The organism is Pseudoteredinibacter isoporae, from assembly GCF_011602085.1.
In the GTDB taxonomy this organism is placed as follows: Bacteria; Pseudomonadota; Gammaproteobacteria; order Pseudomonadales; family Cellvibrionaceae; genus Pseudoteredinibacter; species Pseudoteredinibacter isoporae.
This window is the reverse complement of the sequence record NZ_JAAONY010000001.1, coordinates 1,885,633-1,912,456: the sequence shown is the minus strand read 5'-3', so window position 1 is coordinate 1,912,456 and position 26,824 is coordinate 1,885,633. Positions and strand designations below refer to the sequence as shown.

The window sequence follows — 26,824 nt, the reverse complement described above, 5'->3', positions numbered from 1 at the left end:
CGGTAAGCAGTGCAACCGTCAATTGATAACCACTTGGCGGAACCTCGGTATTAAGCGGACCTCGATAATAAAAAGGAGCACAGGGTGCCAAATTATATTCTCGCCATCGACCAGGGCACGACCTCTTCTCGTGCCATTGTGTTTGATATAAAAGGCCAACCGATTGCCACCGGGCAGGAAGAATTCACCCAGCACTATCCGAACAATGGCTGGGTTGAGCACGATGCCAACGACATCTGGCAAAGTACCCTGCGCAGCTGCCAACAGGCCATCAAAGACGCGAATATTGGCAGCGATGATCTTCTCGGCATCGGCATTACGAATCAACGCGAAACCACTATTCTATGGGATCGTGAAAGTGGCGAACCCATTGCCAATGCTATTGTCTGGCAAGACCGTCGCACCAGTGATTATTGCCAACAGTTACGTGCTCAGGGGCATGAGCAAAGTATCCAGGAAAAAACCGGTTTATTACTCGACCCCTATTTTTCCGCCAGTAAAATTCGCTGGCTGCTCGACAGCATTCCCGGTGCCCGCGCCAAAGCGGATGCAGGCCAACTCGCTTTCGGCACTGTAGACAGTTTTTTATTATGGAAGCTTACTGACGGCCAAGAACATTCTACCGATGCGACTAACGCTTCGCGCACCATGTTGTTTAATATTCACGAACAGTGCTGGGATAAGGACTTGTTGCAGCTGTTTGATATTCCCGAAAGTCTGCTGCCAGAAGTCAAAGACTGCGCCGCCGAATTCGGCCTCTGTAACCCCTCCCTATTTGGTAAAGAGATTCCCATTCTCGGCATCGCTGGCGACCAGCAAGCGGCTTTGATTGGCCAGGCGTGCTTTGAACCTGGCATGGCAAAAAGCACCTACGGCACCGGTTGTTTCTTTATGCTGAACACCGGTGAGCAGGCACTTGATTCCCACAATCGACTGCTCACAACCGTTGCCTACCGACTGAATGGCCAAGCTTATTATGCTCTGGAAGGGAGTATTTTTATTGCTGGCGCCGCCATTCAATGGTTACGCGATGGCCTGCACCTGATCAGCGATGCTGCAGAAACCGAAGCGCTGGCAAAGCAAACCGATAGCGATCACGGCGTGTATCTGGTGCCGGCTTTTACCGGTTTGGGCGCGCCCTACTGGGACCCGGAGGCTCGTGGTGCCTTGTTCGGTTTAACACGAGATACTGGTATCAAAGAATTGGTGACGGCGGGCCTGGAATCGGTTTGTTATCAAACCAAAGATCTGCAAAAAGCGATGGAGGCCGATGGACAAAGGCCCGTGAATTTGCGCGTTGACGGCGGCATGACCAAAAACAACTGGGTGCTGCAAAAACTGGCTGACATTCTCGGCGCAACCATTGATCGTCCGAGCTGTGTCGAAACCACAGCTCTGGGCGCGGCTTATCTGGTTGCCCTGCAAGGCGGCGTATTTTCATCAACGGATGACATCTGCCAGCTGTGGCAACTCGACCGGCGTTTTGATCCTCAGCTAAGCAAACATGAGCGCGACCGCCGCTATCAGGGCTGGCAGGACGCTGTTAATCGGGTGAGGAGTTCCTAGAGCATTTTCTATCACGACCTCCTGTTAGTAAAGCGAGCGCATATCTTTTTTCACCACACCGTCAATCACGATATGCGCCAGCTTGCCTTTCAAACCCTTCCCACTGGTGTGTTCGCTAAACGCTTTTGAAAAACTTTTGACCGTCGGCACTGTAAACAAGCCATTTTGCATGTCTTTTTGCAAAGCATTAAGCGCTTCACTGTTAATCATTGAGAACTGACAGTCTCGAAGAAGAATGCCGACTTTCGGGGGCTTATTCCCCACTCTCGTCATCTCCAGATATTCTGGATCGGTACTGAGCCGAGCTTTCCCCACAACCCGCATCAGGGAACAGGAACCCGGTAAAAACATCAGCAGCTCTACACGTTCATCCTGAAGAATGTTTCTCAAGCTGACCGCCACTTTGTTTCCTGGGCGCTCGGGAATAAATAAGTTGTTGGGCGCAACATTTTTGACAAACCCAGGCAAATCACCGCGAGGAGACAGCTCCACCTGCCCTCGGCTATTTCGGGTTTTAAGAAATAAATAGGCACTGTATTGCAGCATTGTTTCAACATTCACGTTTTGATATCGATGCTCTGTCGATTCAAGGTCAGCCCACAACTTTGCGCGAGCAGCGGCTCTGGCACAATGTAAATAAGCGCAGCGGATATCAATTCGTGCTCCTTCTTTCTCCAGGTGCATTTCTCCATTGACTCGCAAACCATGACCAATACCCGGCATCAGGAAATACAGACTCACACTCGATTCGGCCTGCTTCTCATTCGATACGATATCTTTTGAAGCTATATCCGCCGACAAGAAGAGCTGTTTCATATTCAGCAGGCTTAACGTATCAATCGAACAGAGCTTTATGGCTCGCTTATTGTCAGCACTGGCCAGGACATAAAGCCTGGAATGTTCGATAATTTCCAGACAAATATCATCCAGCTCCATTTGCAGACGCTTATTCATAATCGACGGCGGGCTTGCTATGATTTTTCTCAACTCAGTTTCACTGTTTACGGTATATTCCTCAAGCATCATTAACCTCGAATTGCATATCGTGACGGGAAAATCAGAGACTAGCTTGAGCACAGCACTTGCAACCATAACCATTGGTTGCAAAACCGTGGCTTTTCGTTTCAACACAGAGAGTGGTCAAAGCCTGAAAGTATTGCCATGAACAACGTAAACGAAACCAAAGAGATAAGACATAGCACCGCTGAACAGCCCTTACGAACCGTATCTGCCATTGCCGTGATTGATCTGGCTCAGGAGCTGCTCCAGCGCGGTTACCTGCAGGCGACACAATTGAACAATTTGAGTCAGGAATTTCAGAAACTTTATCAACACTGGCAATCGGGGCAATCGATACAGGAAGAGCGTCTCGATGAATCCTTAATGCGTGAACTCTGGCAACTGGCAGAACAACACCCTAAAAAAGACAGCGTTGGATTGCACATTGGCGCCAAAGTGAATCCGGAAGCCAAAGGGCTACTCGCAAACTGGTTGGCTCAATGCGACCGTTTAGACGATGCCTTCGAAGTATTCAGCCAGCATATTCACCTATTGAATCCAGCGGAGCACTGGCATAAAGAAATAAGCCATGATCAGGTAAAATTGAGCTTCTCTTTTCAGCAGGCAAATTATCCTGCCATAGCGGTTGATCGCAGCCTCGCAGCCCTGTTGGCTTGGGGAACATACTATTCAAAACAACCATTGAAACCTCTGAAGGTTCATCTGAAAAGAAGCCAACCTGAAAACATTGAGCCCTACCAACAGCATCTCTGCTCCCAACTGTTTTTTTCACAGGAAGAAGATGCCATCTACTTTCGCCCCGAGGATCTTCAACAGGGTATCGATACGGCCAACCCCTATTTAAAATCCCTGATTGAGGAACAGGCCGCAAAGATCGACAAGCACTGTCGATCTCGCTCCTGGAAGAATCAGGTTCAGAACTTGCTCAGTGACGATTTGGCGATGTTTGCCCATATTGAAATAGTGTGCAGAGAATTACAGCTCAGTCGATCCTCCCTGTATCGCAAGCTCAAACGTGAAGATTGCAGTTTTTCAAGCCTGCTAAAACAGGAACGCATTCGACGCCTACATGAATTTCTGAAGCGCCCCACATCGGCTGCCGAAATTGCTGAACAGCTGGGTTTTGAAGATATTGCCTCGTTTTATCGATTCAGGCGACAGCAGATGCCTGCCACTACCAACGCTACAGCCAAGTCCACAGCCAAGCCTACACTCAAGTCCAATCGAACCTGAACCCGCACACCGCGCTGAACAACGGGCATAAAAAAGGGCGGTTAAAACCGCCCTTTAATATTCTCTATTCTCTGTTCTGGCTAACTCAGCTAATCGACGTATACCGGGCCGATTCCCAGTCCCCAGATAATCACAGAGCCAACGCGCACCATGACCAACATCACCAGCCCAACGGTGACCACTGAAGAGGCGTACATGAAGGCACGCTCTTTATCGATATTCATCAAAATAGGAATACCTTCATAGACAAGGTAGACCGCGTAGGCGCCCGCCAGGATGTGCACCACAGAGTAGATGACAGGGTCCGGGTACAGGCCAACGATGCCCGCCAGGAATACCGGAGTGGTGATGTAAACAGCGAGGGCTGTACCCTCATAGTGGCGGCGCTCAGCCTCATCGGCCACGCCATAGGTTTTTGACATCCAGTTAATGAATTCGCCCAGTACAAATACACCTGCCAGCATCGCGACATAGGTCAGAACACATAACCAGAGTGCACTTTCCATCGTGAGCTTAACGGCATCCCCATCGCCAATGCTCCAACCAACTTGCGTAACTCCATAAAACATCGACACACATGGGATTAATGCCAGTATCGGCACGTGACTGAGAAATACCTGTGCAAATGAGTGACGTTCATTACGAATGGCTTTCCATTCGCTATCCGGGTGAAGCAGGATTCCAAGAGTATGTTCCAAAATGGCCATACAGCACTCCTTAATCATTCTATTATTCTTGTAGGGCTCGATTAAGAGTATCAAAGACTTCTGGCCATCATACAAATAGGGATTTGAAATTAAAAACCGATCCAATATTATATTTTATTATTATGAGTATAGATTTCATGAATGATCTATAACTAATATGTGGGGGATTTCACTTGCACCCCCTCAGGAAATTGGATTGAATAAAACCATCAAAATTAACCACATGAGTCGTAGTTCTTCTGGGTATCTGAAGACTGGAACTTGGGTCTAGTAAAGGGCATAACTATGCAAGATATTTTCAGTGATAACTCAAAAACCATTGGCAACACCCCTCTGGTACGTCTGAATCGCATTACCGACAAGGAAGTGTATGTAAAACTCGAGTCCAGAAACCCGGCTTTCTCCGTGAAATGCCGAATCGGTGCCAATATGATCTGGACCGCCGAAGAAAATGGCGTCCTGAAGCCGAATATGACCGTTGTAGAGCCCACCAGTGGCAATACCGGTATCGCACTGGCCTTTGTTTGTGCCGCACGAGGCTACCCGCTCACCCTGACCATGCCGGACACCATGAGCCTGGAACGCCGTAAGCTGATTAAGGCTCTCGGCGCCAATCTGGTCTTAACCCCGGGCGCCAAAGGCATGAAGGGCGCCATCGAAAAAGCCGAGGAGATTTGCCAGGCTGATCCTGCCAACACCTGGATGCCACAGCAATTTGAAAACCCGGCCAACCCGCAGATTCACGAGAAAACCACAGGCCCGGAAATCTGGAAAGACACCTACGGTAAGGTGGATGTTATCTGTGCTGGTGTGGGCACCGGCGGCACCATCACCGGCATTAGCCGCTATATCAAAAATACCGCAGGCAAGGCCATTACCAGTGTTGCGGTCGAGCCTGAAAGCTCTCCAATCATCAGCCAGACCCTGGCCGGCGAAGACCCTACACCTTCACCACATAAAATCCAGGGCATCGGTGCCGGTTTTATTCCCGGAAACCTGGACCTGTCAATGATTGACGAGGTTGAAACCGTCAGTAACGAAGAAGCGATGACCAATGCTCATCGCTTGATGAAAGAAGAAGGGATTCTGGCCGGTATTTCCTGTGGTGCTGCACTCACCGCCGCCCTGCGTCAGGCGGAAAAACCGGAAAATGCCGGCAAAGTCATCGTTGCTATTTTGCCCGATTCCGGCGAGCGCTATTTGTCTAGTCCACTGTTTGATGGCGAGTTTGCCGAGCAAGAACTCGAACAATAATCAACCAGCTCCCGGTGTAAATCCGGGAGCCTTTCTCCCCCCGAAAAATCCCGAAAAAACCTCCACTGTTGGCCGTACGTCAGAAAGCCCTCCCCGATACCCCTGCATCTGCACAACAAGCATGGTTCAACTGTGCTGAATGCTGAATTTTGTGCTATAGAATCTGTTGATTAGGCCGACATATAAGAACCAGCTGTTAACTCAGATATTCGACGTTGCCATGGAAGGTGCCGTAACAAAATCAGGCTACAGGGAGGGGTGTATCAATAGAGAACAACAATGAAGAAAATTCTAATTATCGAAGACAGCAACACCGTCATGAAAGTGCTGCGTTACTTCGTAAATTTAGAATCCGATTTTATCGGCTTATACGCTCAGAGTTATAGCGAAGCCATCGAAATCGTCGAGCGCGAAAGTGAACAGATTTTCGCCGCACTGGTCGATCTGCATTTGCCCGATGCTGAAGACGGCGAAGTCGTCGACTACACCTTAAGCAAGAAAATTCCTACCATCGTTCTGACCTCCAGCTTTGATGAAGAACGCCGCAAGCATTTGTTCAGCAAAGGCATCATCGATTACGTCACCAAAGAAGGTCAGTTTTCCTACCGTTACGCCATCGGCTTGCTTAACCGCATTTGGCGCAACCAGCAGGTTAAGGTTCTGGTTGCCGAAGATTCCACCACCTCCCGGCGGTACATCAGCGATCTGTTGCGCCTTTATCTGTTTCAGGTGTACACCGCTGTGGACGGTCAGGATGCCATCGATATTCTGATGCAGCAAAACGACATCAAAATGCTGATCACCGATTACCATATGCCCAATATGGACGGTGTAACCCTGGTGAGGAACCTGCGCAATAAATACGAGAAATCGGATTTGGTCATCATTGGCCTATCCGGCCAGGGCGAAGAAGCTCTGTCGGCCAAGTTTATTAAAAACGGAGCCAACGATTTCTTACATAAGCCCTTTAATCGTGAAGAGTTCCAGTGCCGGGTAATGCACAACATCGAAGCGATGGAACATCTTGAGCAAGCCCGTAATGTCGCCAATCGTGACTTTCTGACCGGCGCCTATAATCGCCGCTACTTCTTCACCAATGCCAGCTGTGTGCACAAGCAAGCCAAGACCGAAAGTTCACCGTTAGCGGTCGCGGTTCTCGATATCGACTTTTTCAAAAAGATCAATGACAACTACGGTCATGATGTCGGCGACGGCGTTCTCAAGTTCTTCTCAAAAGCGCTCAACGATGCACTGGAACGCTTTCTGGTCGCCCGTGCGGGCGGAGAAGAATTTTTTGTTTTGATGCCAGGTCTTAGCAATCAACAAGCCTGTACCTTAATGGACAAAGTTCGTGAGCTGATTTCCAAAAGCCCGATTGAAATTGGTCAGAATACCCTGACCATCAGCTTCAGCACTGGCATATCCAACCTCTATATGGACAGCATTGACGCGCAATTAAAAGTTGCCGACCAAGCCCTTTATCGCGCCAAAGAATCCGGTCGTAACTGCGTGGTGGGCGACGTGATTGAACATGAAGAAATGGTGGCAGACGGCTGATAAACGCGGACGCGCCAGCCTACTGACACAGTTTGTCAGCGCCCCAAAGCTAGAATCCATTCCAGGCTATACGCCCTTTCCTCATTCACCTTATGGATTCAAAGCTCTGGAGGCAACATGCAAAATTCTGTGATCGAATTAGTGACATTTCGTTGCAAAGACGGCGTCAGTCAAGACGCTATGACCAAGACAGCCAATGCAATGGAAGCGTTTTTACATTCCCAAAACGGCTTTATCTATCGCTCGTTAAGTCGCGACGAAGATGATGTCTGGCATGATATTATCTATTGGCAAACTCAGGAAGCCGCCAAACAGGCCGGTGAAAATTTTATGCGCGATGCGCAATGTCAGGATATGATGGCCCACATCGATCCCAAGAGCGTGCGCATGAGGCATATGCAGGCATGCAGTGAAATTATATCCTGCGAAAGCTGAAAATTCGCAGCCCCATTGAGTAAGACCTGCCAAGCAGCATGCCCTTAACCTTAAGCCACGATCTATGAATAAAGCCGAGCGCCTTTTAAAACTTCTGACCTTATTGCAAAGCCGGCGGCGCGCCATCACCGCCGCCCAAATGGCCGATAAACTGAACGTCTCCGAACGCACTATTTATCGTGACATACAGGCACTTGAGCTTTCCGGCGTCCCCATCAGTGGTGAAGCCGGCGTAGGTTATATGTTGCAGGCGGGCAGTACCCTGGCACCGCTTATGTTTAATGAATCGGAACTGGAAGCATTGATCCTCGGCGTACGCATGGTACAAGCCTGGGGCGATCAGGGGCTGGCCGATTCAGCAGATCAGGCTCTGGACAAAATTCGTGCGATCCTGCCCGACCGTCAACACTACCTGCACAGCATTGCCGAGGAAACCCTGATTGTCCCCGACCTGGAAAGAGACCAAAGCACTCGCCACAGCCAGGAGCTTCGCCGGGCCATTAAACAGCAGGAAAAAATCACCATTGATTACCAGGACGAGAAACAACAAAGCAGCCAGCGCACAATCTGGCCTCTGGGGCTGGTTTACTGGGGCAAGGTGTGGACATTAGTCAGCTGGTGCGAACTGCGCGCTGATTACCGCAGCTTTCGCATCGATAGAATTCAAGGTTTGGAGAACAGCGGTGAAACCTTTGAGACCAGCGATGAAATCAGCCTGAAACATTATCTGGCGCCCTATCGCTGCTCATAAACCAAAAGGGCAGCCCATTGGCTGCCCAATCCTACGTCGCCCCCATAAGCCATCTATTGGAGCGCACCATAGACAAGCTCACCTGAAATCACCGTCGCGATCGGCTTCACCTTATGAATATCGCTTGCCTTCATAGTAAAAATATCAGCACCCAGAACAATAAAATCTGCAAGTTTTCCGGGACGCAGACTGCCCAATTCCTGATCTCGATTCAATTGTTTTGCACCGTTAATGGTGTAAGCGTCAACAGCGCTTGCCAGATTTAAGCCGGAGTCAGCGGGTGCTTTTACAGACCCAAGACCGTCTGAGTATTCCTTTCGAGTCATACTCATCTCCAGGCCAATAAAGGGGTTCGCCCGCTCCACTTCACCACCAGAGATAACATCGCTGGATAAAGTGACATTCGCACCGGCTTTGACAAAATAGTCCGTCGCCATATGTTCCTGATAGCGCTCATGCCCCACATTGTGTTCCGCCGCAGAAACATGGTCGTCTGCAGAAAACCAATGGGGGGTGAAGTTCGCGGTAACCTCAAGAGATTGAAAGCGGGGAATGTCTTCCGGTTTTACGTATTCCAAATGTGCCAGGGTTACGGAAATATCAAGAGGTTTACCCAGCTTTTGCTCAATCGCTTCTTTTGCATCCAGAGCAACCGTCACCGCTCGATCACCCACAGCGTGGATGTGAAGATCAATGCCTTCTTTCTCCAGTTCCGCCATAAAATCAGCCAGACGATCACGCTCGAAAATAACATCACCGCGATCACCCGAGCCATCTTCATAGGGCTTGGACAATGCTGCAGTCTTCACTTCAAGTACACCGTCGTAATGAATCTTGATACTGTTAAAGCGCAATTTATCACTGCCGTACTTACGGCGAAGCTCCAGCAGTTCTGACACGGCATTGGCCAGTTGAACTTCGGAATAAATATGGTAACTCGCTTCATAGCGAAGCGGCAGCAATCCCTCTTTATCCAAATCGGCAAGTACCGAGTAGACTTCATTGTGAAAGGACAGATTGCCTGCATCCCATAGAGTTGTCACACCATGCTCGACCAGGAAGTTAAGAAACTGCCGCAATTTCTCACGCAGCTCCTCCTCACTGGGCAGCATGCTGTCGCCGATGTAAGGAATCAATGCGAACTCTTTCACCCAACCGGTCAACTCGCCATGTTCATCTTTTACAAAATAGGAAACCGGGCTCAGATTTTCCGTGTGTTTATCCACCCCCACCAAATCCAGGAAAGCTGAATTCACCCAAACACTGTGCCCTGAACTGTCGAATAATATAATCGGCCGCCAACTGGATACCGCGTCCAGATCCGCTTTGTGGGGTCCATCCGGGAGAAATGGTTTTACATCCCACTCACCCGAATCAACCACATACTGCCACCAGTTGTTACGGATGTAATTGTTCAGCCAAGCCACGATATCGTGCTTGCCTCCAGCCGGCATGGGCTCCCCATCTGTATCGTCATAAGACAATATTGACACCAAACCCGGATGGGTATGGGAATCAATAATACCAGGCATCAATAAACGCCCTTGCAAATCAAACTTGAGACTTTCTTGATCGGAAAACTTGCCTTGGGCTTGCTCATTACTGCCCACAAAAATTATCTGCTCTCCTTTCGTCACCATAGCCTCAGCCCAGGGTTGCTCTGGATTGGCGGTATAGATTTTGGCATTGCTGTAAATCGCTAAACCGGGACCGTTGTTTGTTGAGGGATGCTCAGCCTCACTGCATGAAAACAAAAGGCCCGTAAAAGACAACCACAAAAGATAAACATAACGCTTCATAGAAAACCTTTATTAAATTCGACCCAGCGAGCGCAACCCCAACCACGGCAGAACGCTGACTAAATCATCGTTATTAAAATCTTGAAAAGGAGGCAGAAGAGCTACGCTATGACCTTTCGGAGTTTTATTGGTGTTATTTTAACCCCAAAAGGTGAGCTTTGGCTCATCTTTTCAGGAACGATAGGCAACATGAATGACAATGTCAATAGGTGAGTTAGAACTCACCTATTGCATAAAAATGGGAAAGTCAGCATTCGAGGTGGGGCTCTATAACCGCCAAGAGGGCGCGTTCCAACCATTGATAAATCAGCTCGGGTTTGCAATTGCCTTCTGACATCAGGTTCCAGTAAACGCCGTATAGCTCATAGCTGAAATAGCCCAGCTGCAGGAGTTCTTCGATACCCAGATTAACCCCCAGGCGACGATAAATATTGGCCATAATGGTTGCCAGCTTACGGGCGTGCTGACGATCCATCTCCTGTAGCTCGGGGTAAAGCTTCATGGCCTTATCCAGCTCAAGCTCATAAGCCGGACGGTCATCGTTATTCCAGAGATCGGTCATCTCCCTGGCAATACTGCTCAAGACTTCGACTGGGCTTTTACCATTACTTTCATCGCTGTCATAACGGCTAAGCTCCTGCCTTGTCTCAGTCAGCCAGCGGCTATAGAGCTCATAGATAATCGCTTGCTTGTTAGGAAAGTAACGATACAGGGAACCCACCGACATCTCGGCCTGTTTGGCCACATAATTGGTGGTCAGTTTTTCCAGGCCATCCTCTACCAGTATTCGGCGAACCACCGCCAGAATATGCTCAACCTTGGCTCGGGCTCGTTCCTGACTGGGCTCCCGGCGTGGGTTCAAGGTCCGATTGTTGTCTTTATTTTTCAAAAATAGCCTTCCTTTCCATAACAGCAGCACAGTCTACCACGAGCCAGAGGCCATATATAAACCCCCGAAAGATGAGCAAAAGCTTGCTTTTTGGAAACCTTGGCGGCAATATCAAAAACCGAGCTTTAGCTCAACATTTAACAATAACGATGATTACCGCCCTCGTGGAGACACCATGACCTTAAAACACACAGCCATAGCATTGGCCATTGGCCTTACCGGCCAACTGGCTATCCATCCAAATTCCGCCAACGCGCAAACCGCCGCACTCGAAGAAGTGATTGTTACCGCTCAAAAACGCGATCAAAGCTTGCAGGATGTCCCCATTGCTGTCAGCGCCCTCAGCTCAGATTACATCCAGCAAACCGGAGCGGTATCCCTGTCCGACATCAGCAAGAACAGTCCTGGTCTGCGCATTAGTGATACACAATCAGAATCCATATCGATCAGCCTGCGAGGCATTGGTTCGAATGATTTTGGCTACAGCAGTGATGAGAGTATTCCGGTTTATCTGGACGGTGTTTACATGGGAGAAGGTGCTGCGATTATTGGGGATCTGATGGATATTGCCCAAATAGAAATTCTGAAAGGCCCCCAGGGAACCCTGTTTGGTCGGAACGCTGTCGGTGGTGCGGTAAACGTGACCAGCAGCCGCCCCACTGATGAACCGGAAGCCGCCTTGCACAGCGGCTTTGGCAATTATGATTTGCGAACCGTAAAGGGAATGCTCAATCTTCCCTTGCTGGAAGATACTCTGGTGCTACGCATCAATGCCAGCAAGCGCGACCGCGATGGTTGGCAAAGGAATGTTACCACTGGAAAACGCGATGGCTTTGAACAGGATCGCTGGAACAGTCGAGCAAAACTGTTATGGACACCTTCGGATAATCTGGAAGTCGAACTGAGCAGCGATTGGCAACGACAACAAGATCACAGCGGTTACAGTAATTTGATATTTACTCTGTTCCCAAGTGCCCTGTTCGCGCCCGAGTCTCTTGATATCACCAGCAAAGCGGCCGCTGCGGGCGATGCCTATTTTGACCTTGAAGGCAATCTCGATGGCCCCGAAGGGGAGCCCGTAGATCACCGTTTACATCGAAAAATTCGTGGTAATGCACTCAAAGTGGTGTGGGACCTCTCTGATGAACTGACTCTCACTTCAATCAGTTCCTATCGCGAAATCAAATCCCGAATTGCAGAAGATTCCGATGGCAGCGAATATCAGGTTTTTAATGTACGAAGCTTTTTAGACAATGAAGAATACAGCCAGGAACTTCGCCTTAACGGCTCAAGTGAAAAGCTTGATTGGTTTGTTGGACTGAGTGCTTATCGTGAGGATGTCGATGGCTCCGTAATCGATTCCTTTGGCGCCATTGTCGGCGGCCCGTTTACAGAACACAGCCGGGTTACCGCAAAAACCGAAAGCTATGCCTTATTCGGTGATGCAATTTGGAGGCTTAATGACAGCAGCAACATTACCTTCGGAGCACGTTATTCCTATGATGCCAAAAGCCAGGATATAAAAAATACAGATATCGGTTTTATTTTCCCAAGCCCCGAACAATTTATTGGAGCAAATGGACAGGTTAATACTGCGCTGGCAAGTTCGCATCAAAGCTGGAACGATCTTTCCCTTCGCCTGGTTGCCGATCATCGCCTGGACGAAAACACTATGGTATTCGCAGGTATCAGCCAAGGCTATAAATCTGGAGGTTTTAACAGTTTCCCCACCGTGGATTTAAGCGGTTCCACTTTGATTCCAGGGACCGCCATTCCCGCCGTTCCCTTTGGTTCAACAGCGCCCTTTGATGAAGAAAAAATCATTAACTATGAAGCCGGGATTAAGTCCACCTTACTGGATCAACGTCTGCGCCTGAACGCTTCGGTATTTTATTACGACTTCACCGATTTGCAGTTTTTAATCAACGATGCCGTTAGCGTTATTGCTCGTAATGCTGGTAAAGCCAATGGTAAGGGTATTGATTTGGAATCCAGCTACCTGTTGAACGACGCGCTTACAATCAGCGCCAATCTGAGCTGGCTGGATGCAGAGTATGGCGAAGATGTACGTAACACCGATGGCTCTTTAATCGTGCGTAAAGGTCAGGAGTTGGCTGAAAGTCCAGGCTTCTCGGGCACTATCAGTCTGGATTACCGTTTGGCTCTGGCCTCTGCCGGTGATCTTCGCGCCCATCTGAACTACAGCTATATTGGCGAACGTACCCACAGCAGCGAGAGCCTATCCGACATCTATCGAGAAAAAGCGTATGGTTTGCTGAGCGCACGCCTGTCCTTTACGTCGTCCAACCAGAAATGGGAAGTAGCCGCCTGGGGCAAGAACTTAAACGATAAAACCTTTATTGAATGCTTCTGTGGTTTATCCGATGAGTTTGGTTTTATACCCGCTCGCCGGGGCGAACCCCGCAGCTATGGTCTGGAAGTGAATTACTACCACTAAAACCGTTTATTATTCATCTCCTGTTGTCTTCGCGCCTTCGGGCGCTTTTTTACAAGAGATGGATATACCTTAGCTCACTCTCCCGATTGATCGTGCTCTATTGAATCTTGTCGATAACGGATATACATCAACGTTATACACATCACCAATACCGCAATGCAAAATACGGTAAACACCAGCATTGCAGGCTGGTCGACGGTTCGTTCGCTTTGCCAGGAAACACGGCGCCAGAATGGATGCAGAGAAAAACCATGGGCAGTAATCAAAGTAATGGCACTGAAAATCATTAAAGGGATTTCCTGCAGGCGTTTGAAAAACTCCGGCAAAAAACCAATCACGGTATAGAGGAACCACAGGGGAATATACAACTGAGCATACCAGCGGCCGGAGAAAACATAACTGGCTACCGTCGCAAGAAACAGTAATACCACCGTTAGAAAACGGGATTCCACAAAATCACTATAGCCGGGACCACCCGGCTGTATGTGTCCGCCGTAGCGTTTAATTTGCCAAGCCATAATTCCCTATAGCACCTCTTCCTATTCCGGTCCTTCATACCATATACCGTAGCGATCCCCTTGCCAACTCAACAGCTGGAACAGGTAGGCCGTTGTCAGCATGATTAAGCCACCCACCAGGGCTGCTTCACTCCAAAGGCCGAGCAAGCAAAACACAAAGCCTGTGATATGTGCCAACCACTGTATTCGCAAGGCGGTATCCCGCCGTGGGCGAGCCTGCAGAAAGTTAAACACAAACCATATTTTTAAAAACAGAGGGAGTTGCTGCCATTGTTCAGATTGTCGATTCATATGAAAAGTCTCCTGTTGCAAATCATCGATGCTCAATTCCAATGCAGCCGCCAAACACTTTCGGGATTCCAAGCTGGCCTGCTGGCCACTTTCGATACGCTGGATGGTTCGTACACTCAAACCGGATATCTCCGCCAGCTGTTCCTGGGTGAGATGCCGACTGAGGCGTATTTCTTTAAGAATCATGTGTTGAGTCCTTACTGCATGGATGAAGCCCGATTATGCCCGGCCAGCCCGTTTTTCGGACACGACAAACAGCCGCCAAGCCCCTGACAAGGCAATTTACCCTATGGTGCCAGCTCACTTGCCATTTTTCACAAGCTGAAATACTGTATATAAATACAGTATTTTGACTGATTGACTCGTGACACCACATAGCTTCATGCATGGGAAGCTATGGGATTTCACAGTCTTATGGCTTCACGGAATGCCGTCATATAAGAAGTTCGTATGGAGTTTCATCGAAAACACCACGGTAAGCAGTACAGTGAACAGCAAACATTCATCACCACAATTACAGTCCCCCCTGCTCCAGGAGCTGCGGCGCCAGCGGCAAATCTGGCGAGCCAGCGAGCAGGTGCCAGATCCATCAAGCAGCGCCCAGGAGCTGGAACCCTGCCAATACGCCGAGCTGGATCATGCCCTGGGCGGGGGCTTGCCCAAACAGGGCCTGTTGTTGATCAACAGCAATTTTGCCCTGGGCGAGCTGCGCCTGCTGCAACATTATTTGCGCAAGCGTTTGCAGGATCGCCTACTGGCGATGATCGCGCCTCCCCATGATCTCAGCAGCGATGCCCTGATCGCCATGGGCCTGAATGTAGAACAATTGCTGTTGATCACCCAGACCCAACGGGATGAAAGCCTGTGGAGCGCCGAGCAATGCCTGCAAAGCGGCCGCTGTGCGCTGGTCTTGCTATGGGAAGAAGCGCTCACTAACGATCGCAAAGGGCAAGCGCGAGCCTCGCGGGCCTTAACCATGGCCGAATCCAAACGCCTTAAGTTAGCCGCTGAAGCAGGCTCCAGCACCATGATCGTGTTTCGCAAACCTGCCAGCCCGAATCTGGCCGCCGACATTAATATGGAGCTGGAAGCCAAGCCGCGAGGTTTGTGCATTCATATCCCCAAACGTCAGCGTGGCTGGCCATTGCGTGATATTTCTGTGGATTTCAGCCGGGACTGGCCTGAACTCTGTGTGCCTAAACGCCCGCAAAATGTTATCCCGCTACAGGCTTACCAAAAGCAGGCTCGATAATGCGTTGGCTTTACCTGCATTTTTATCAACTGCAACTCGACCATCTTTACCAGGAAGAAGCCTCCGACACGTCAGTCGATCATCAAAGACGCGCCACCATTATTGTCGATGGCCAGGGTAATGAAGTGTGCCAGGCCTGCCCTTCAGCACGGCAACAGGGTATACGTCTGGGCATGGGTTTGGCCGCAGCGATTGCCATGCAGTCCAAATTGCAGGTGCTGGATTACCGTCCATTGCTGGAGCAGGAATTGCTGCAACATGTGGCGGAATTGCTCTACCCGGTAAGTGCCAGCCTGGTGTTGCAAACGCCTCAGGGGCTGCTGCTGGAAATTCAAAGTATGTTGCGTTATCACCGGGGGCTGGACAATTATTGGCAACAAATTCAACAACAGCTGAAACCCCTGAACTATTTTTATGCCAACGCTCATTCTCCCTGGGCCGCTCAACTCCTGGCTTGTAACGGCTACCAGCAGCTGTTTCAAGACACTCCCGAGGGGCAACAAAAACTGAAGCAAAGCCTCGCACAGATTCCCTGCAGCCGCTTGCCTCTGAAAAAGAGCAATCTCGATCGCCTGGAAAGCTTGGGCATACACCACGTCGACCGTTTGCTGAAACTGCCCCTGCAGGAAATCAGCCGGCGCTTTGACGAGGAACTGCTGCTCTACCTCGGGCGCTTGAATAATGAGCTGAGTACGCCCTTAGCTTATTACCAACCTCGTGAAATATTTGAGCGGCAATTGCAGTTGTTCTATGAAATTTATGACAGCGACACATTGATCAAACCGATCAGCCCTTTGTTAGAGCAGCTGCAACAGTTTTTACAACAACGGGACTTGCAGGCCCGCCAGGTGGATATTCATTTGCAATTGCGTGACTCCGAGAATATCACCCTGACACTACGGGCAAGTCGCGGAGAAGAAAAAGCCAAACGCTGGCAGGCCTTATTGCAGCTTCGCCTGGAACGCTTGCAATTACCCGCACCGGTCGAAGCCATTCGCATTTTCTGCGAGCAGCATCAACGTCGAGGTCAGGAGCACGCCGAATTGTTTAGCCCGCATCAAGGGCAATTATCTCGGGAACAACTGCTCGATAGTTTGCAGGCTCGTCTGGGCAAACAACGCATTCAGTTTTTGCAAACAGCGAACAGCCACATCCCCGAACACAGTAATCATCTTTCTTCCCAAGAGGACAAGGACCAACTAACGCTTCCCCCACCCGACGGTTTAAGACCCAGCTTTTTACTGCCTGTCCCACAACAGCTCAAAGACGAAGTTCTGTTATTTTATGGCCCGGAACGCATTCAAAACCCGGGCTGGGAAGATGACAAGGCTGTCGAACGGGACTACTTTATTGCCCGAGACCAACAAGGGCGTTGGTTATGGTTGTTTAAAACCCCGGCGAAACACTGGTTTGTACACGGATATTTCGCCTGAGGATTAAGCCATGACGTATGCCGAATTGATGTGCCAATCCAATTTCAGTTTTCTGGAAGGCGCCTCCCACCCGGAGGAGCTGGTACGCCGTGCCGCCTTTTTAAATTACGAAGCGATTGCCATTACGGATGAATGCTCACTGGCTGGTGTTGTGCGTGCTCACCATTGTATTCAACAGGAAAAACTCAAACTGAATTTGATCATTGGCAGTTTTTTTCGTTATCAGGAAGAACTGGAGTTCGTGCTGCTGTGTCCCAATCAAGCGGCATACAGTGAACTGTGTCGCTTGATCACCCATGCCCGCCGACGCGCCGGTAAAGGCGAATACCAATTGGACCCCTGGGATTTGCGCAGCCTGCAACATTGCTTTGTGCTATGGCTGCCTCTACCGGTCAATCACAAACGCCATAACACGCTCGATCGTCAACACGAAAAATACAATCAACATTGGGGCAAGTGGCTGAAACAAACCCAGGGGGAACGCTTGTGGCTGGCCTATCGTCGTCGCTTACTGGGCGGCGAGCATCATATTCTGACTTATTGGAATGATCTTTCAGAGGAACTGGGTATTCATCGTTGTGCCTGTGGCGGGGCATTGATGCACAGCCCGGAACGGCAAGCCCTGCAACATATTGTGAGTGCTATCAAAGTGGGCGAACCCGTTGCCGACCTGGGTCGTCGTTTGAGCAGCAACCGGGAAGCCTGTCTGCGTTCCGTCGACAAACTGCACCAATTATTTCCCGCAAGCGATCTGATGAACAGCTTGAGCATTGCCAGGCGCTGCCAGTTTTCACTCCGCAAACTGAAGTACCAGAACCCCAGCGAACTGGTGCCAAAAGGGTTGAGCGCGATTACTTATCTGCGTCAGTTGGTGCAGGCAGGCTGCGAGAAACGCTTTCCCGAAGGCACCCCAAAAGATATTCAAAGCATTATTGAAAAAGAACTGTGTCTGATCGAAGAACAAGCTTATGAATATTTTTTTCTGACCATTTACGATATTGTTCAGTTCGCCCAAAAGCAGAAAATTCTCTATCAAGGTCGCGGCTCGGCGGCCAACTCGATTGTCTGTTATTGCCTGGAGATCACCGCCGTTAATCCGGCCAAAATTTCGGTACTGTTCGAACGCTTTATATCCAAAGAACGCGATGAACCACCGGATATCGATGTTGACTTTGAAAGCCAGCGTCGTGAAGAAGTCATTCAATATATCTACAGCAAGTACGGCCGTGAGCGGGCAGCCCTTGCGGCCACAGTGATCACCTATCGTTTAAAAAGTGCCTTGCGAGAAGTGGGTAAAGCTTTGGGCTTTGCCGAAAGTCGTATGGATTATTTTATTAAAAACATCAATCGTCGTGACGGTACGCCCTGGCCGGAACAGCTTCAGGATCTGGGTCTGGATCTGCACAGTAAACGCAGCCAGCAACTGATGAAGTACGTCGAGGAATTACGCGGCTTTCCCCGCCATTTGTCCCAGCATGTAGGCGGATTTGTCATTGCCGCCGGCCCACTGCATCACCTGGTTCCAGTGGAAAACGCCGCCATGGATGAGCGCACAGTGATTCAGTGGGATAAAGACGATCTGGAATCGCTGGGCTTACTGAAAGTGGATGTTCTGTCTTTGGGCATGCTGAGTGCTATCCGGCGCAGCTTTGATCTTATTGAACAGCGCTATCAACATCGTTACAGCATTGCAGAAATTGGGCAGATGCAGGAAGACCCCCAGGTTTATGAGCTGATTCAACGGGCCGATACCGTCGGGGTTTTTCAGATTGAATCCCGCGCACAAATGAGCATGCTGCCGCGTTTAAAACCCCGTTGCTATTATGATCTGGTGGTGCAAATTGCCATTGTTCGCCCGGGGCCGATTCAGGGAGACATGGTGCACCCCTATCTGAAACGCCGAAACGGTGAAGAAGAAGCCGACTATCCTTCTGAAGCCCTGCGCTCGGTTCTGGAACGCACCTACGGCGTACCCATTTTTCAGGAGCAAGTGATTCAGGTTGCCATGGTTGCGGCCGGTTTTAGTGGTGGCGAAGCCGATCAATTGCGGCGAGCCATGGCCAGCTGGAAAAAAACCGGGCAGCTCCACGGTTTTCGGCAAAAGTTGATCGACGGTATGAACGAACGAGGTTACGACAGCGAATACGCCGAACGTATTTTTCAACAAATTCTGGGGTTTGGTGAATACGGTTTTCCGGAGTCACACTCTGCCAGTTTTGCCATTCTGGCCTACACCTCGGCCTGGTTGAAATATTACTTTCCCGCTGAATTCTGCTGCGCCCTGCTGAATAGCCAACCTATGGGGTTTTACAGCCCAGCTCAATTAATTCAGGATGCTCGCCGTCATGGCGTTAAAGTGTTGCCCGTGTGTGTACAAGTTTCTCATTGGGAGCACAGCATGGAAGGTGATGCATTGCGCTTGGGCTTAAAGCAGGTGAAAGGATTAAATCAGGAAGCGGCCGCGCGCATTGAACAGTACAGGCCCAACTGCATGCAGGACTTGCAGAAACTTTCTTTGAACCGACATGCCATAGAAGCCCTCGCCAGTGCCAATGCCCTGCGCAACTTCAGCAAGCATCGTTTTCAGGCGCGCTGGGATAATGCTATTGGTCATACTGAAGACAGTCTGGTGGCCGAAGTTAACGAGCATCATCAGCTAAACTTCCAACCCAGTGCCGAGGAAAATCTTCTGGAAGATTATCGCAGCATGGGGCTAAGCCTGGAGCAACACCCAATTACTCTGTTACGCCAACGTGGCTTTTTTCAGAATTACCCCAATGCACAAAGCCTGAGCAATTGCCGCAATGGACAAATTGTACAAACCATTGGTCTGGTGACCAGCCGACAAAGCCCAGGAACCGCTTCAGGAGTAACCTTTGTCACATTGGAAGATGAGTTCGGGCAAATGAATATTATTGTTTGGGCTGCCACTGCCCGCGCACAAAAGAAACCGTTTCTACAGGCGAAAATTCTTGAAGTAAAAGGAATTGTAGAACAGGCGGCCGGGGTTACTCATATTGTTGCCGGCAAACTGCTTGACCATACCGATCTACTCGGTCGGCTCCGCAGCAAATCCCGGGATTTTCATTAAAGAATTAGTAGTCCGTACAAAACCGACGTTCCAGTGCCAGCACAGACATGCAACTTATTTTGGCAAAGCCGCTGTTAAACAAACCTGTTCGACCAACTCGTCCAAAGAATAGTTACCATCCAAATGAAACCAATGACCGGTTTCGGCAAGCGCACCACGAAGGAAATGACGCAGGAAAAAAGGCTCCACTTTAATCAAGCCCTGGGCTTTCGCCTCGGCATAGACATTGCGATGAAAACTTTCGTATTCATCACGCAGCTTCAGTACTTCTTTTTGGCTGGTCTCAGAAAGATAACGCCACTCGGATGACAACAAGGTAAAACCAACGCCGGTAAAGCCGTGAATCGCCTCTAACTCACAACGCACCAGAGCCCGAAACTTTTTCACCACATCCTGCTCACCTTCGACGGCTTTATGCATACGTGCCAACGCCAGAGAAATGGCTTCGCTCATCACCGCCAGTAAAATACTCTCTTTATTAGGAAAGTGATGGAAGATACTGCCAGAAAGGATACCAACCTCAGCTGCGATATCACGTACAGTGGTACGAGCAAATCCTTTTTGTTTAAACAGGCTGGCTGAGGCCGCCAGTAAACGCCCTTTCGCGGACTCCGGGTCAGTAATCACCCCGTCGGCTACGAGAACAGGAACTTCAGGCAATTGATTCAAGGCACCGTGCACAATAATAAGCCCCACCTTTGCTAGGTATTACAGTTTATTTATAAGATCTCTTTAAGACCTCTGGTTAGCAGTCCAGCGCCGGGGCAATGCTATCTGGTGTGCTTTCCCGGCTTGCTCCTGCTCACTTCAATTTTTCTTTGTAACGACTCAAATCGGGAATGGTGACCCGAAATGCGAAAGCAGCACATTATAAAGGCAAGCCAGTCGCCGGAAAGAGCCAAAGCCCTGGCAGTCGATGGATTGGCCAATTAACCCGCACCAGCTGCCCAGAGCGACAAAAGCCCCGGATTCATCACTTTTGTCATTAAAATTTCAAGCCATCTTATTGACAACCAAGCGCCTGCTTGGTTAATGTTGCCATTATCAACACCAAGCGCTTGCTTGGCAAGCAAAAACTTAAGTAAGTGACCACTTCCAAACAAAGACAATAGCGGGAGCCAACCATGTCTAATAAGGCCGTAATTACCTGTTCTCTCACCGGTGTATTAACCGACCCCAAACAGCATCCAGTGCCAGTGACCATCAAAGAGATGGCCGACTCAGCCCGCGACGCATACAACGCCGGCGCCAGCTGTATGCATGTCCACTTCCGCAAGCAGGAAGAAGGCCAGGGTCATATGCCCAGCTGGGAGCCCGAGGTGGCCTGTGCGATCTCCGACGCTATCCGCGAAGCCTGTCCCGATGTCATTCTGAACTTCTCCACGGGTGTACCAGGCCGTAAACAGGAAGGCCCAATGGCCTGTCTGCGTGCAGGCAAACCCGAAATTGCTGCCATGAACTCCGGCAGCTTGAACTACCTGAAAACCCGCTCCAACGGCACCTGGGCATGGCCACCGATGTTGTTTGATAACCCGGTAGAGAAAATCCAGGAAATGCTGGACTGTATGGCCGAGAGCGGTACCCGCCCTGAATTTGAGTGCTTTGACGTAGGTATCGTCCGTTCGGTCAATATGTTCCAGGACGTGGGCATGGTGGAGAAAGCCCACTATAACTTCGTCATGGGTGTCGCCTCAGGTATGCCTTGTGATCCGGATCTGCTGGAACTGCTGGTGAAATACATGAAGCCGGGCTCCCAGTGGCAAACCACGTTGATTGGTCGCCAGGAAATCTGGGATACCCATCGCAAAACCGCCGAACTGGGTGGCAACCTGCGTACCGGTGTTGAAGATACTTTCTACCTTCCCGATGGCAGCAAGACCACTGGCAACGGGCAATTGATTGAAGCCCTGGCCAATATCGCCCGCGAAGCCGGCCGTGAAGTTGCCAGCCCGCAAGAAGCTCGCGAGCTATTCCTCTAAGCATTGCCAGTCAGCATCGATATTCCGGAGTAGGAACTGAATATGAGCTATCAATCCACATTAGCGGCCGGCAGTTTTGCCGGCAAAACCATTGTTGTCACCGGCGGTGGCAGTGGCATTGGCCGCTGCACAGCCCATGAGCTTTCCAGTTTGGGCGCCAAAGTTGTGCTGCTGGGGCGTTCAATAGACAAGCTGGAAAATACCGCCGCTGAAATCAAAGCCGATGGTGGACAAGTCGAATGTCACAGCATTGATATTCGCGACGAAGAGAAAGTCACCGAAGTCATTGCCGACATTCTCAAAAACAATGAGCGCATTCATGGCTTGGTCAACAATGCCGGCGGTCAATTTCCTTCACCATTGGAAGCGATCAGCCAAAAAGGCTTTGAAACCGTGGTTCGCTCCAACCTCGTGGGTGGATTTCTGATGGCCCGTGAGCTTTACAAGCAGCACTTCCAGGAACACGGCGGCAACATCGTCAACATCACCGCGGACAACCTCAATGGTATGCCCGGTATGGGGCACTCCGGGGCGGCTCGCGCCGGCATGGAGAATTTCACCAAGACCGCTGCCTGGGAATGGGGGCGTTATGGTGTACGTGTCAATGCGGTGGCACCTGGCTGGGTGGCCTCTTCCGGTTTCGATACCTACCCGGACTGGATGAAAGAAAGCATTCGCAATCTGAAAAATCACGTACCTTTAGGCCGCATTGCCAGCGAGGCGGAAATTGCTTCCGTGCTGTGTTTCCTGCTCAGCGAAGGCGCGAACTTTATTTCAGGGCAAATTCTTCGTGTTGACGGTGCTGCCAGCATGGGTTCTGCACCCGCCCTATTTCCACTGCCACCCGGCAAAGTGGAAAACACCGATACCTATAACGGTTTTCACCGTGCTGAATTGCCAGACGTACTGAAAAACTAGGCCAGCATACGGACCCGGATTTAGAGAACAAACTTATGCCTATTATTGAATCCCAGATCGATCCTCATTCCGAGGAATTCGCACAGAACCAGGAAGCCATGCAGGCGGCCATGGATGTGGTGCGTGAAATCGAAGACAAGGTTTATCAAACCGAACTGTCGAAAAAAGAACGTTACGCCAAGCGTAAAATGATTCTGCCCCGTGAACGACTGGCGAAATTACTGGACCCCGGCGCACCTTATTTGGAGCTGTCCTCACTGGCCGGCTACAAAATGTATGACGACAAAGACGGCACCGGTGCCGGTGCGGGTTCTATTTGTGGCATTGGATACGTGTCCGGCGTACGCTGCCTGGTTCGCGTGGATAATTTCGCGGTAAAAGGCGGCACCATCACCCCAATCGGTTTGGAAAAAGCTCTGCGCATGCAGCAGATTGCCTTTGAAAATAAGCTGCCCAGTGTAACGCTCGCTCAAAGTGGTGGCGCCAACCTGACCTATGCCGCCGACACCTTTGCCCACGGCGGGCGAGGCTTTGCCAATCAGGCTCGTAAATCGGCTGCCGGTATTCCACAGGTAACGGTAGTACACGGTAGCGCCACAGCAGGCGGTGCCTATCAGCCAGGCCTATCCGATTACACCATTATGGTGCGCAATCAGGCCACCATGTATCTCGCCGGCCCACCACTACTGAAAGCCGCGACCGGTGAAGTCGCCACCGATGAAGAACTGGGCGGCGCTGAAATGCATACAGGCATTCCAGGCACGGGCGAATACCTCGCCGAAGACGACGCCGATGGTATTCGCATCGCTCGCGAAGTCATGGCCACCCTGCCCTGGAACCAACAACTGCCGGTAAGTCATAAACCAGATTTCAAAGAACCATTACACAGCCCCGATGAACTGCTGGGTGTTGTACCTGCCGATTCCAAAAAACCTTACGATGTTCGCGAAATTATTGCGCGTCTGTCGGATGGTTCTGAATTCCTGGACTTTAAAGTGGAATACGATCAGCAAACCGTCTGCGGCCATATGTGGATTGAAGGTCAAACGGTTGGTGTTATCGGTAACAACGGCCCTATCACCGCAAACGGCGCAACCAAAGCCGCACAATTTATTCAGTTGTGTGAGCAGAGCAACATCCCTATTTTGTTCCTGCACAACACCACCGGTTTTATGGTCGGCACGGAATCTGAACAGGCCGGTATTATTAAACACGGCTCCAAACTCATTCAGGCAGTGGCCACCGCCAGCGTTCCAAAAATCAGCATCGTGGTCGGCGGCTCCTATGGTGCGGGTAACTACGCCATGTGTGGTCGCGGCTTTGATCCGACCTTTATTTTCGCCTGGCCCAACAGCAAAACCATGGTAATGGGTGGAGCCCAGGCCGGCCAGGTTTTGCGCATTGTTGCTGAAGCCAAAATGAAAAAAGCCGGCCAGGTCGATGAGGCCATGCTCGACGGTTTGGAAAAGCAAACCGCCGATATGCTGGAAGCGCAATCGACCGCCCTGGCCTGTACGGCCCGCATGTGGGACGACGGCATTATCGATCCACGCGATACCCGCAAAGTTCTGGCCTACACCCTGGACATCTGTCGCGAATCCGCCGCTCGCCCACTAAAAACAAATACTTTTGGCGTTGCTCGCCTCTAACACTTAAGGAATTTACACCATGCTGTATAACGAACAACATCATGAAATCATGCGCACCACCAAAGCGTTTGTTGAAAAAGAAATTAATCCTTATGTGGAAGAGTGGGAAGAAGCTGGAATTTTCCCGGCCAAAGAACTGTTCAAAAAAATGGGCGCGCTCGGTCTCTTAGGTATTGCCAAACCGGAAGAATTCGGTGGTATGGGTCTGGACTACAGTTACCAGATTGCCTTCTCGGAAGCCTTGGGGTCAGCACACTGTGGTGGCGTGCCGATGGGTATCGGCGTACAAACCGACATGGCCACCCCTGCCCTGGCCAAATTTGGTAACGATGAATTGCGTCACGAATTTTTGGCCCCGGCCATTGCCGGTGAAAAAGTTGTCTCCATTGGCGTGAGTGAACCACACGCTGGCTCTGATGTCGCCAACATTAAAACCACCGCACGCAAAGATGGTGACGACTACATCATCAACGGCACCAAAATGTGGATCACCAATTCTACCCAGGCAGATTTTATTTGTTTGCTGGCCAACACATCCGATGACAAACCCTACGTCAATAAATCCCTGATCGTGGTACCCACAGATCTACCCGGTATCAGTTTTTCTGATCGTTTGAACAAACTGGGTATGCGCTCTTCAGATACGGCACAGATCTTTTTTGACAATGTGCGCGTTCCCCAGCGCTACCTGATTGGTGAAGAAGGTCAGGGCTTTACTTACCAAATGTTGCAGTTTCAGGAAGAGCGTTTATTCGCAGCGGCCAACGGCATTCTGGGTTTGGAGCAATGTATTGAAGAAACCATCAATTACACCCGTGAGCGTCAAATCTTCGGAAAATCGGTTCTGGACAATCAAGTCGTGAACTACCGTATGGCCGAGCTGCAAACGGAAATTGAAGCGCTGCGCGCACTGACTTATAACGCCGTTGAAGGTTACATCAATGGCGAAGACGTGACCCTCAAAGCGTCTATGGCAAAACTGAAGGTCGGCCGTCTTTCCCGCGAAGTCACCGATGCCTGCTTGCAATACTGGGGGGGCATGGGCTTTATGTGGGAAAACCGCATTGCCCGCTTCTATCGTGATACTCGTCTGGTGTCGATTGGCGGTGGTGCCGATGAAGTTATGCTCGGCATTATCACCAAGCTGATGGACATTTCACCGCGCCATAAAAAATAACAGGGGAAGCCCATGAGTACTGAACTACCGCAGTGCAAGGAACTGATTGTCGAGCAACAAGATCACGTCTTGTACTTAACCATCAATCGCCCCGAGCGCCGCAATGCCATGACCTTGAACATGGTGTCGGAAATGATGGCCATTTTTGAAGCTCTGCTGCCACGTCGCGACATTCGTGCCGTTGTATTTCGCGGCGCCGAAGGCCACTTCTGTGCCGGCGGTGACTTGAAAGATATGTCCGGAGCAAGCAAAGCTGCAGCCGAAGGTGACCCGGATGCGTATTTCCGATTAAACCGCCAGTTCGGAAAAATGATCACCCTGGCCAACCAGATTCCACAGGTACTGATCACCGCACTGGAAGGCACCGTAATGGGTGGCGGCTTTGGTCTTGCCTGTATTTCTGACTGGGGTATCGCCCACCCAAGTGCACGCTTTGCGCTGCCTGAAACCAGCATGGGCCTGCCGCCAGCACAGATTGCACCTTTTGTTGCCGCACGTGTTGGCCTGACACAAGCCCGCCGTTTGGCACTGTTCAATGTTCGCATTAAAGCTGACGAAGCCAGAGAACTGGGTATCGTGCACAGTGTTGCCAAAGACGATGATGATTTCCAGGCACTCATTCAAACCGCTGTCGAACAAGTGAAACAGTGTGCGCCTGAGGCCAATGCCGTCACCAAAGCTCTGCTCTTGCGCGTAGGCAATGAAGAGCATGAAGCCTTGCTGGACGATGCGGCCAGAAAATTCAGCGATGCCGTCACTCAGGGCGAAGGCCCGGAAGGCACCATGGCTTTTGTCGAGAAGCGCAAGCCCGAATGGGCTCAATAAGTGACGAGCAAAAAATAACTCC

Annotated in this window: 22 protein-coding genes; 15 read left to right on the top strand and 7 right to left on the bottom strand. The window is 50.3% G+C overall.

From position 1 onward, the window contains the following. Positions 1-84 precede the first annotated feature (84 nt). Complete coding sequence (gene glpK, locus G8768_RS08235; protein ID WP_166848633.1) at positions 85-1,566, top strand: glycerol kinase GlpK; 1,482 nt, start codon at positions 85-87, stop codon at positions 1,564-1,566. Between the two features lie 24 nt (positions 1,567-1,590). Here glpK and G8768_RS08230 read toward each other — a convergent pair whose 3' ends face one another. Next, on the bottom strand, positions 1,591-2,520 hold the full coding sequence (locus tag G8768_RS08230) for a pyridoxamine 5'-phosphate oxidase family protein (protein WP_166848638.1): 930 nt from the start codon (positions 2,518-2,520) through the stop codon (positions 1,591-1,593). A gap of 207 nt (positions 2,521-2,727) precedes the next feature. On the opposite strand from G8768_RS08230, the gene G8768_RS08225 reads away from it, so the two are divergent. After that, complete coding sequence (locus tag G8768_RS08225; protein WP_166848643.1) at positions 2,728-3,819, top strand: AraC family transcriptional regulator; 1,092 nt, start codon at positions 2,728-2,730, stop codon at positions 3,817-3,819. Between the two features lie 89 nt (positions 3,820-3,908). Here the strand turns inward: G8768_RS08225 and G8768_RS08220 are convergent, their stop codons facing one another. Further along, on the bottom strand, positions 3,909-4,526 hold the full coding sequence (locus G8768_RS08220; protein ID WP_166848647.1) for a Yip1 family protein: 618 nt from the start codon (positions 4,524-4,526) through the stop codon (positions 3,909-3,911). 285 nt (positions 4,527-4,811) lie between these two features. On the opposite strand from G8768_RS08220, the gene cysK reads away from it, so the two are divergent. The 4 genes from cysK (at position 4,812) to G8768_RS08200 (ending at position 8,523) form a co-directional block, all read left to right on the top strand. Further along, positions 4,812-5,780 (top strand): cysteine synthase A, encoded by a 969-nt coding sequence (gene cysK, locus G8768_RS08215; RefSeq protein WP_166848653.1) that lies wholly within the window; start codon positions 4,812-4,814, stop codon positions 5,778-5,780. A gap of 279 nt (positions 5,781-6,059) precedes the next feature. Next, positions 6,060-7,337 (top strand): diguanylate cyclase, encoded by a 1,278-nt coding sequence (locus G8768_RS08210; protein ID WP_166848659.1) that lies wholly within the window; start codon positions 6,060-6,062, stop codon positions 7,335-7,337. 117 nt (positions 7,338-7,454) lie between these two features. Continuing rightward, the gene (locus G8768_RS08205; RefSeq protein WP_166848664.1) at positions 7,455-7,772 is read left to right on the top strand and encodes a hypothetical protein; all 318 of its coding nucleotides are present in this window, start codon (positions 7,455-7,457) and stop codon (positions 7,770-7,772) included. Between the two features lie 64 nt (positions 7,773-7,836). Then, complete coding sequence (locus tag G8768_RS08200; protein WP_166848667.1) at positions 7,837-8,523, top strand: helix-turn-helix transcriptional regulator; 687 nt, start codon at positions 7,837-7,839, stop codon at positions 8,521-8,523. A gap of 53 nt (positions 8,524-8,576) precedes the next feature. Here G8768_RS08200 and G8768_RS08195 read toward each other — a convergent pair whose 3' ends face one another. Both G8768_RS08195 and G8768_RS08190 read right to left on the bottom strand, forming a co-directional pair. Further along, complete coding sequence (locus G8768_RS08195) at positions 8,577-10,322, bottom strand: amidohydrolase (protein WP_166848670.1); 1,746 nt, start codon at positions 10,320-10,322, stop codon at positions 8,577-8,579. Positions 10,323-10,569: 247 nt separating this feature from the next. Continuing rightward, positions 10,570-11,211, bottom strand: a complete 642-nt coding sequence (locus G8768_RS08190) for a TetR/AcrR family transcriptional regulator (protein WP_166848673.1) — start codon at positions 11,209-11,211, stop codon at positions 10,570-10,572. Between the two features lie 175 nt (positions 11,212-11,386). Here G8768_RS08190 and G8768_RS08185 point away from each other — a divergent pair, with 175 nt between their 5' ends. After that, a complete protein-coding gene (locus G8768_RS08185; RefSeq protein WP_166848676.1) occupies positions 11,387-13,669 on the top strand; it encodes a TonB-dependent receptor in 2,283 nt (760 codons plus the stop codon). Between the two features lie 74 nt (positions 13,670-13,743). On the opposite strand, the gene G8768_RS08180 is transcribed toward G8768_RS08185, so the two are convergent. Further along, on the bottom strand, positions 13,744-14,187 hold the full coding sequence (locus G8768_RS08180; protein WP_166848679.1) for a hypothetical protein: 444 nt from the start codon (positions 14,185-14,187) through the stop codon (positions 13,744-13,746). 21 nt (positions 14,188-14,208) lie between these two features. Further along, positions 14,209-14,664 carry a helix-turn-helix domain-containing protein gene (locus G8768_RS08175; RefSeq protein WP_166848682.1) on the bottom strand — a complete coding sequence of 152 codons (456 nt, stop codon included), beginning with the start codon at positions 14,662-14,664 and terminating at the stop codon, positions 14,209-14,211. Between the two features lie 241 nt (positions 14,665-14,905). Between G8768_RS08175 and G8768_RS08170 the strand changes: the two genes are divergently transcribed. From G8768_RS08170 to G8768_RS08160, 3 genes are read left to right on the top strand one after another with little or no spacing between them, the layout of a single operon-like run. Further along, positions 14,906-15,730, top strand: coding sequence for a hypothetical protein (locus G8768_RS08170; RefSeq protein ID WP_166848685.1), 825 nt, complete (start codon positions 14,906-14,908; stop codon positions 15,728-15,730). Beyond that, the gene (locus G8768_RS08165) at positions 15,730-17,163 is read left to right on the top strand and encodes a Y-family DNA polymerase (RefSeq protein ID WP_166848688.1); all 1,434 of its coding nucleotides are present in this window, start codon (positions 15,730-15,732) and stop codon (positions 17,161-17,163) included. Before G8768_RS08170 ends, G8768_RS08165 begins: the two co-directional genes overlap by 1 nt. Positions 17,164-17,173: 10 nt before the next feature. After that, entirely contained in the window at positions 17,174-20,254 is a 3,081-nt protein-coding gene (locus G8768_RS08160; protein WP_166848692.1) for an error-prone DNA polymerase, read from the top strand. Positions 20,255-20,308: 54 nt separating this feature from the next. Here G8768_RS08160 and G8768_RS08155 read toward each other — a convergent pair whose 3' ends face one another. Then, positions 20,309-20,935, bottom strand: coding sequence for a TetR family transcriptional regulator (locus G8768_RS08155; protein WP_208020093.1), 627 nt, complete (start codon positions 20,933-20,935; stop codon positions 20,309-20,311). 443 nt (positions 20,936-21,378) lie between these two features. On the opposite strand from G8768_RS08155, the gene G8768_RS08150 reads away from it, so the two are divergent. From G8768_RS08150 to G8768_RS08130, 5 genes are read left to right on the top strand one after another with little or no spacing between them, the layout of a single operon-like run. After that, complete coding sequence (locus G8768_RS08150) at positions 21,379-22,233, top strand: beta-keto acid cleavage family enzyme (RefSeq protein ID WP_166848698.1); 855 nt, start codon at positions 21,379-21,381, stop codon at positions 22,231-22,233. 42 nt (positions 22,234-22,275) lie between these two features. Continuing rightward, a complete protein-coding gene (locus G8768_RS08145) occupies positions 22,276-23,151 on the top strand; it encodes an SDR family oxidoreductase (protein ID WP_166848701.1) in 876 nt (291 codons plus the stop codon). Positions 23,152-23,186: 35 nt separating this feature from the next. Beyond that, positions 23,187-24,800: an acyl-CoA carboxylase subunit beta gene (locus tag G8768_RS08140; protein ID WP_166848704.1), complete on the top strand. Its 1,614-nt coding sequence runs from the start codon at positions 23,187-23,189 to the stop codon at positions 24,798-24,800. 19 nt (positions 24,801-24,819) lie between these two features. Continuing rightward, positions 24,820-25,977 carry an acyl-CoA dehydrogenase family protein gene (locus tag G8768_RS08135; RefSeq protein ID WP_166848707.1) on the top strand — a complete coding sequence of 386 codons (1,158 nt, stop codon included), beginning with the start codon at positions 24,820-24,822 and terminating at the stop codon, positions 25,975-25,977. A gap of 12 nt (positions 25,978-25,989) precedes the next feature. Further along, positions 25,990-26,802 carry an enoyl-CoA hydratase/isomerase family protein gene (locus tag G8768_RS08130; protein WP_166848711.1) on the top strand — a complete coding sequence of 271 codons (813 nt, stop codon included), beginning with the start codon at positions 25,990-25,992 and terminating at the stop codon, positions 26,800-26,802. Positions 26,803-26,824: the final 22 nt, after the last annotated feature.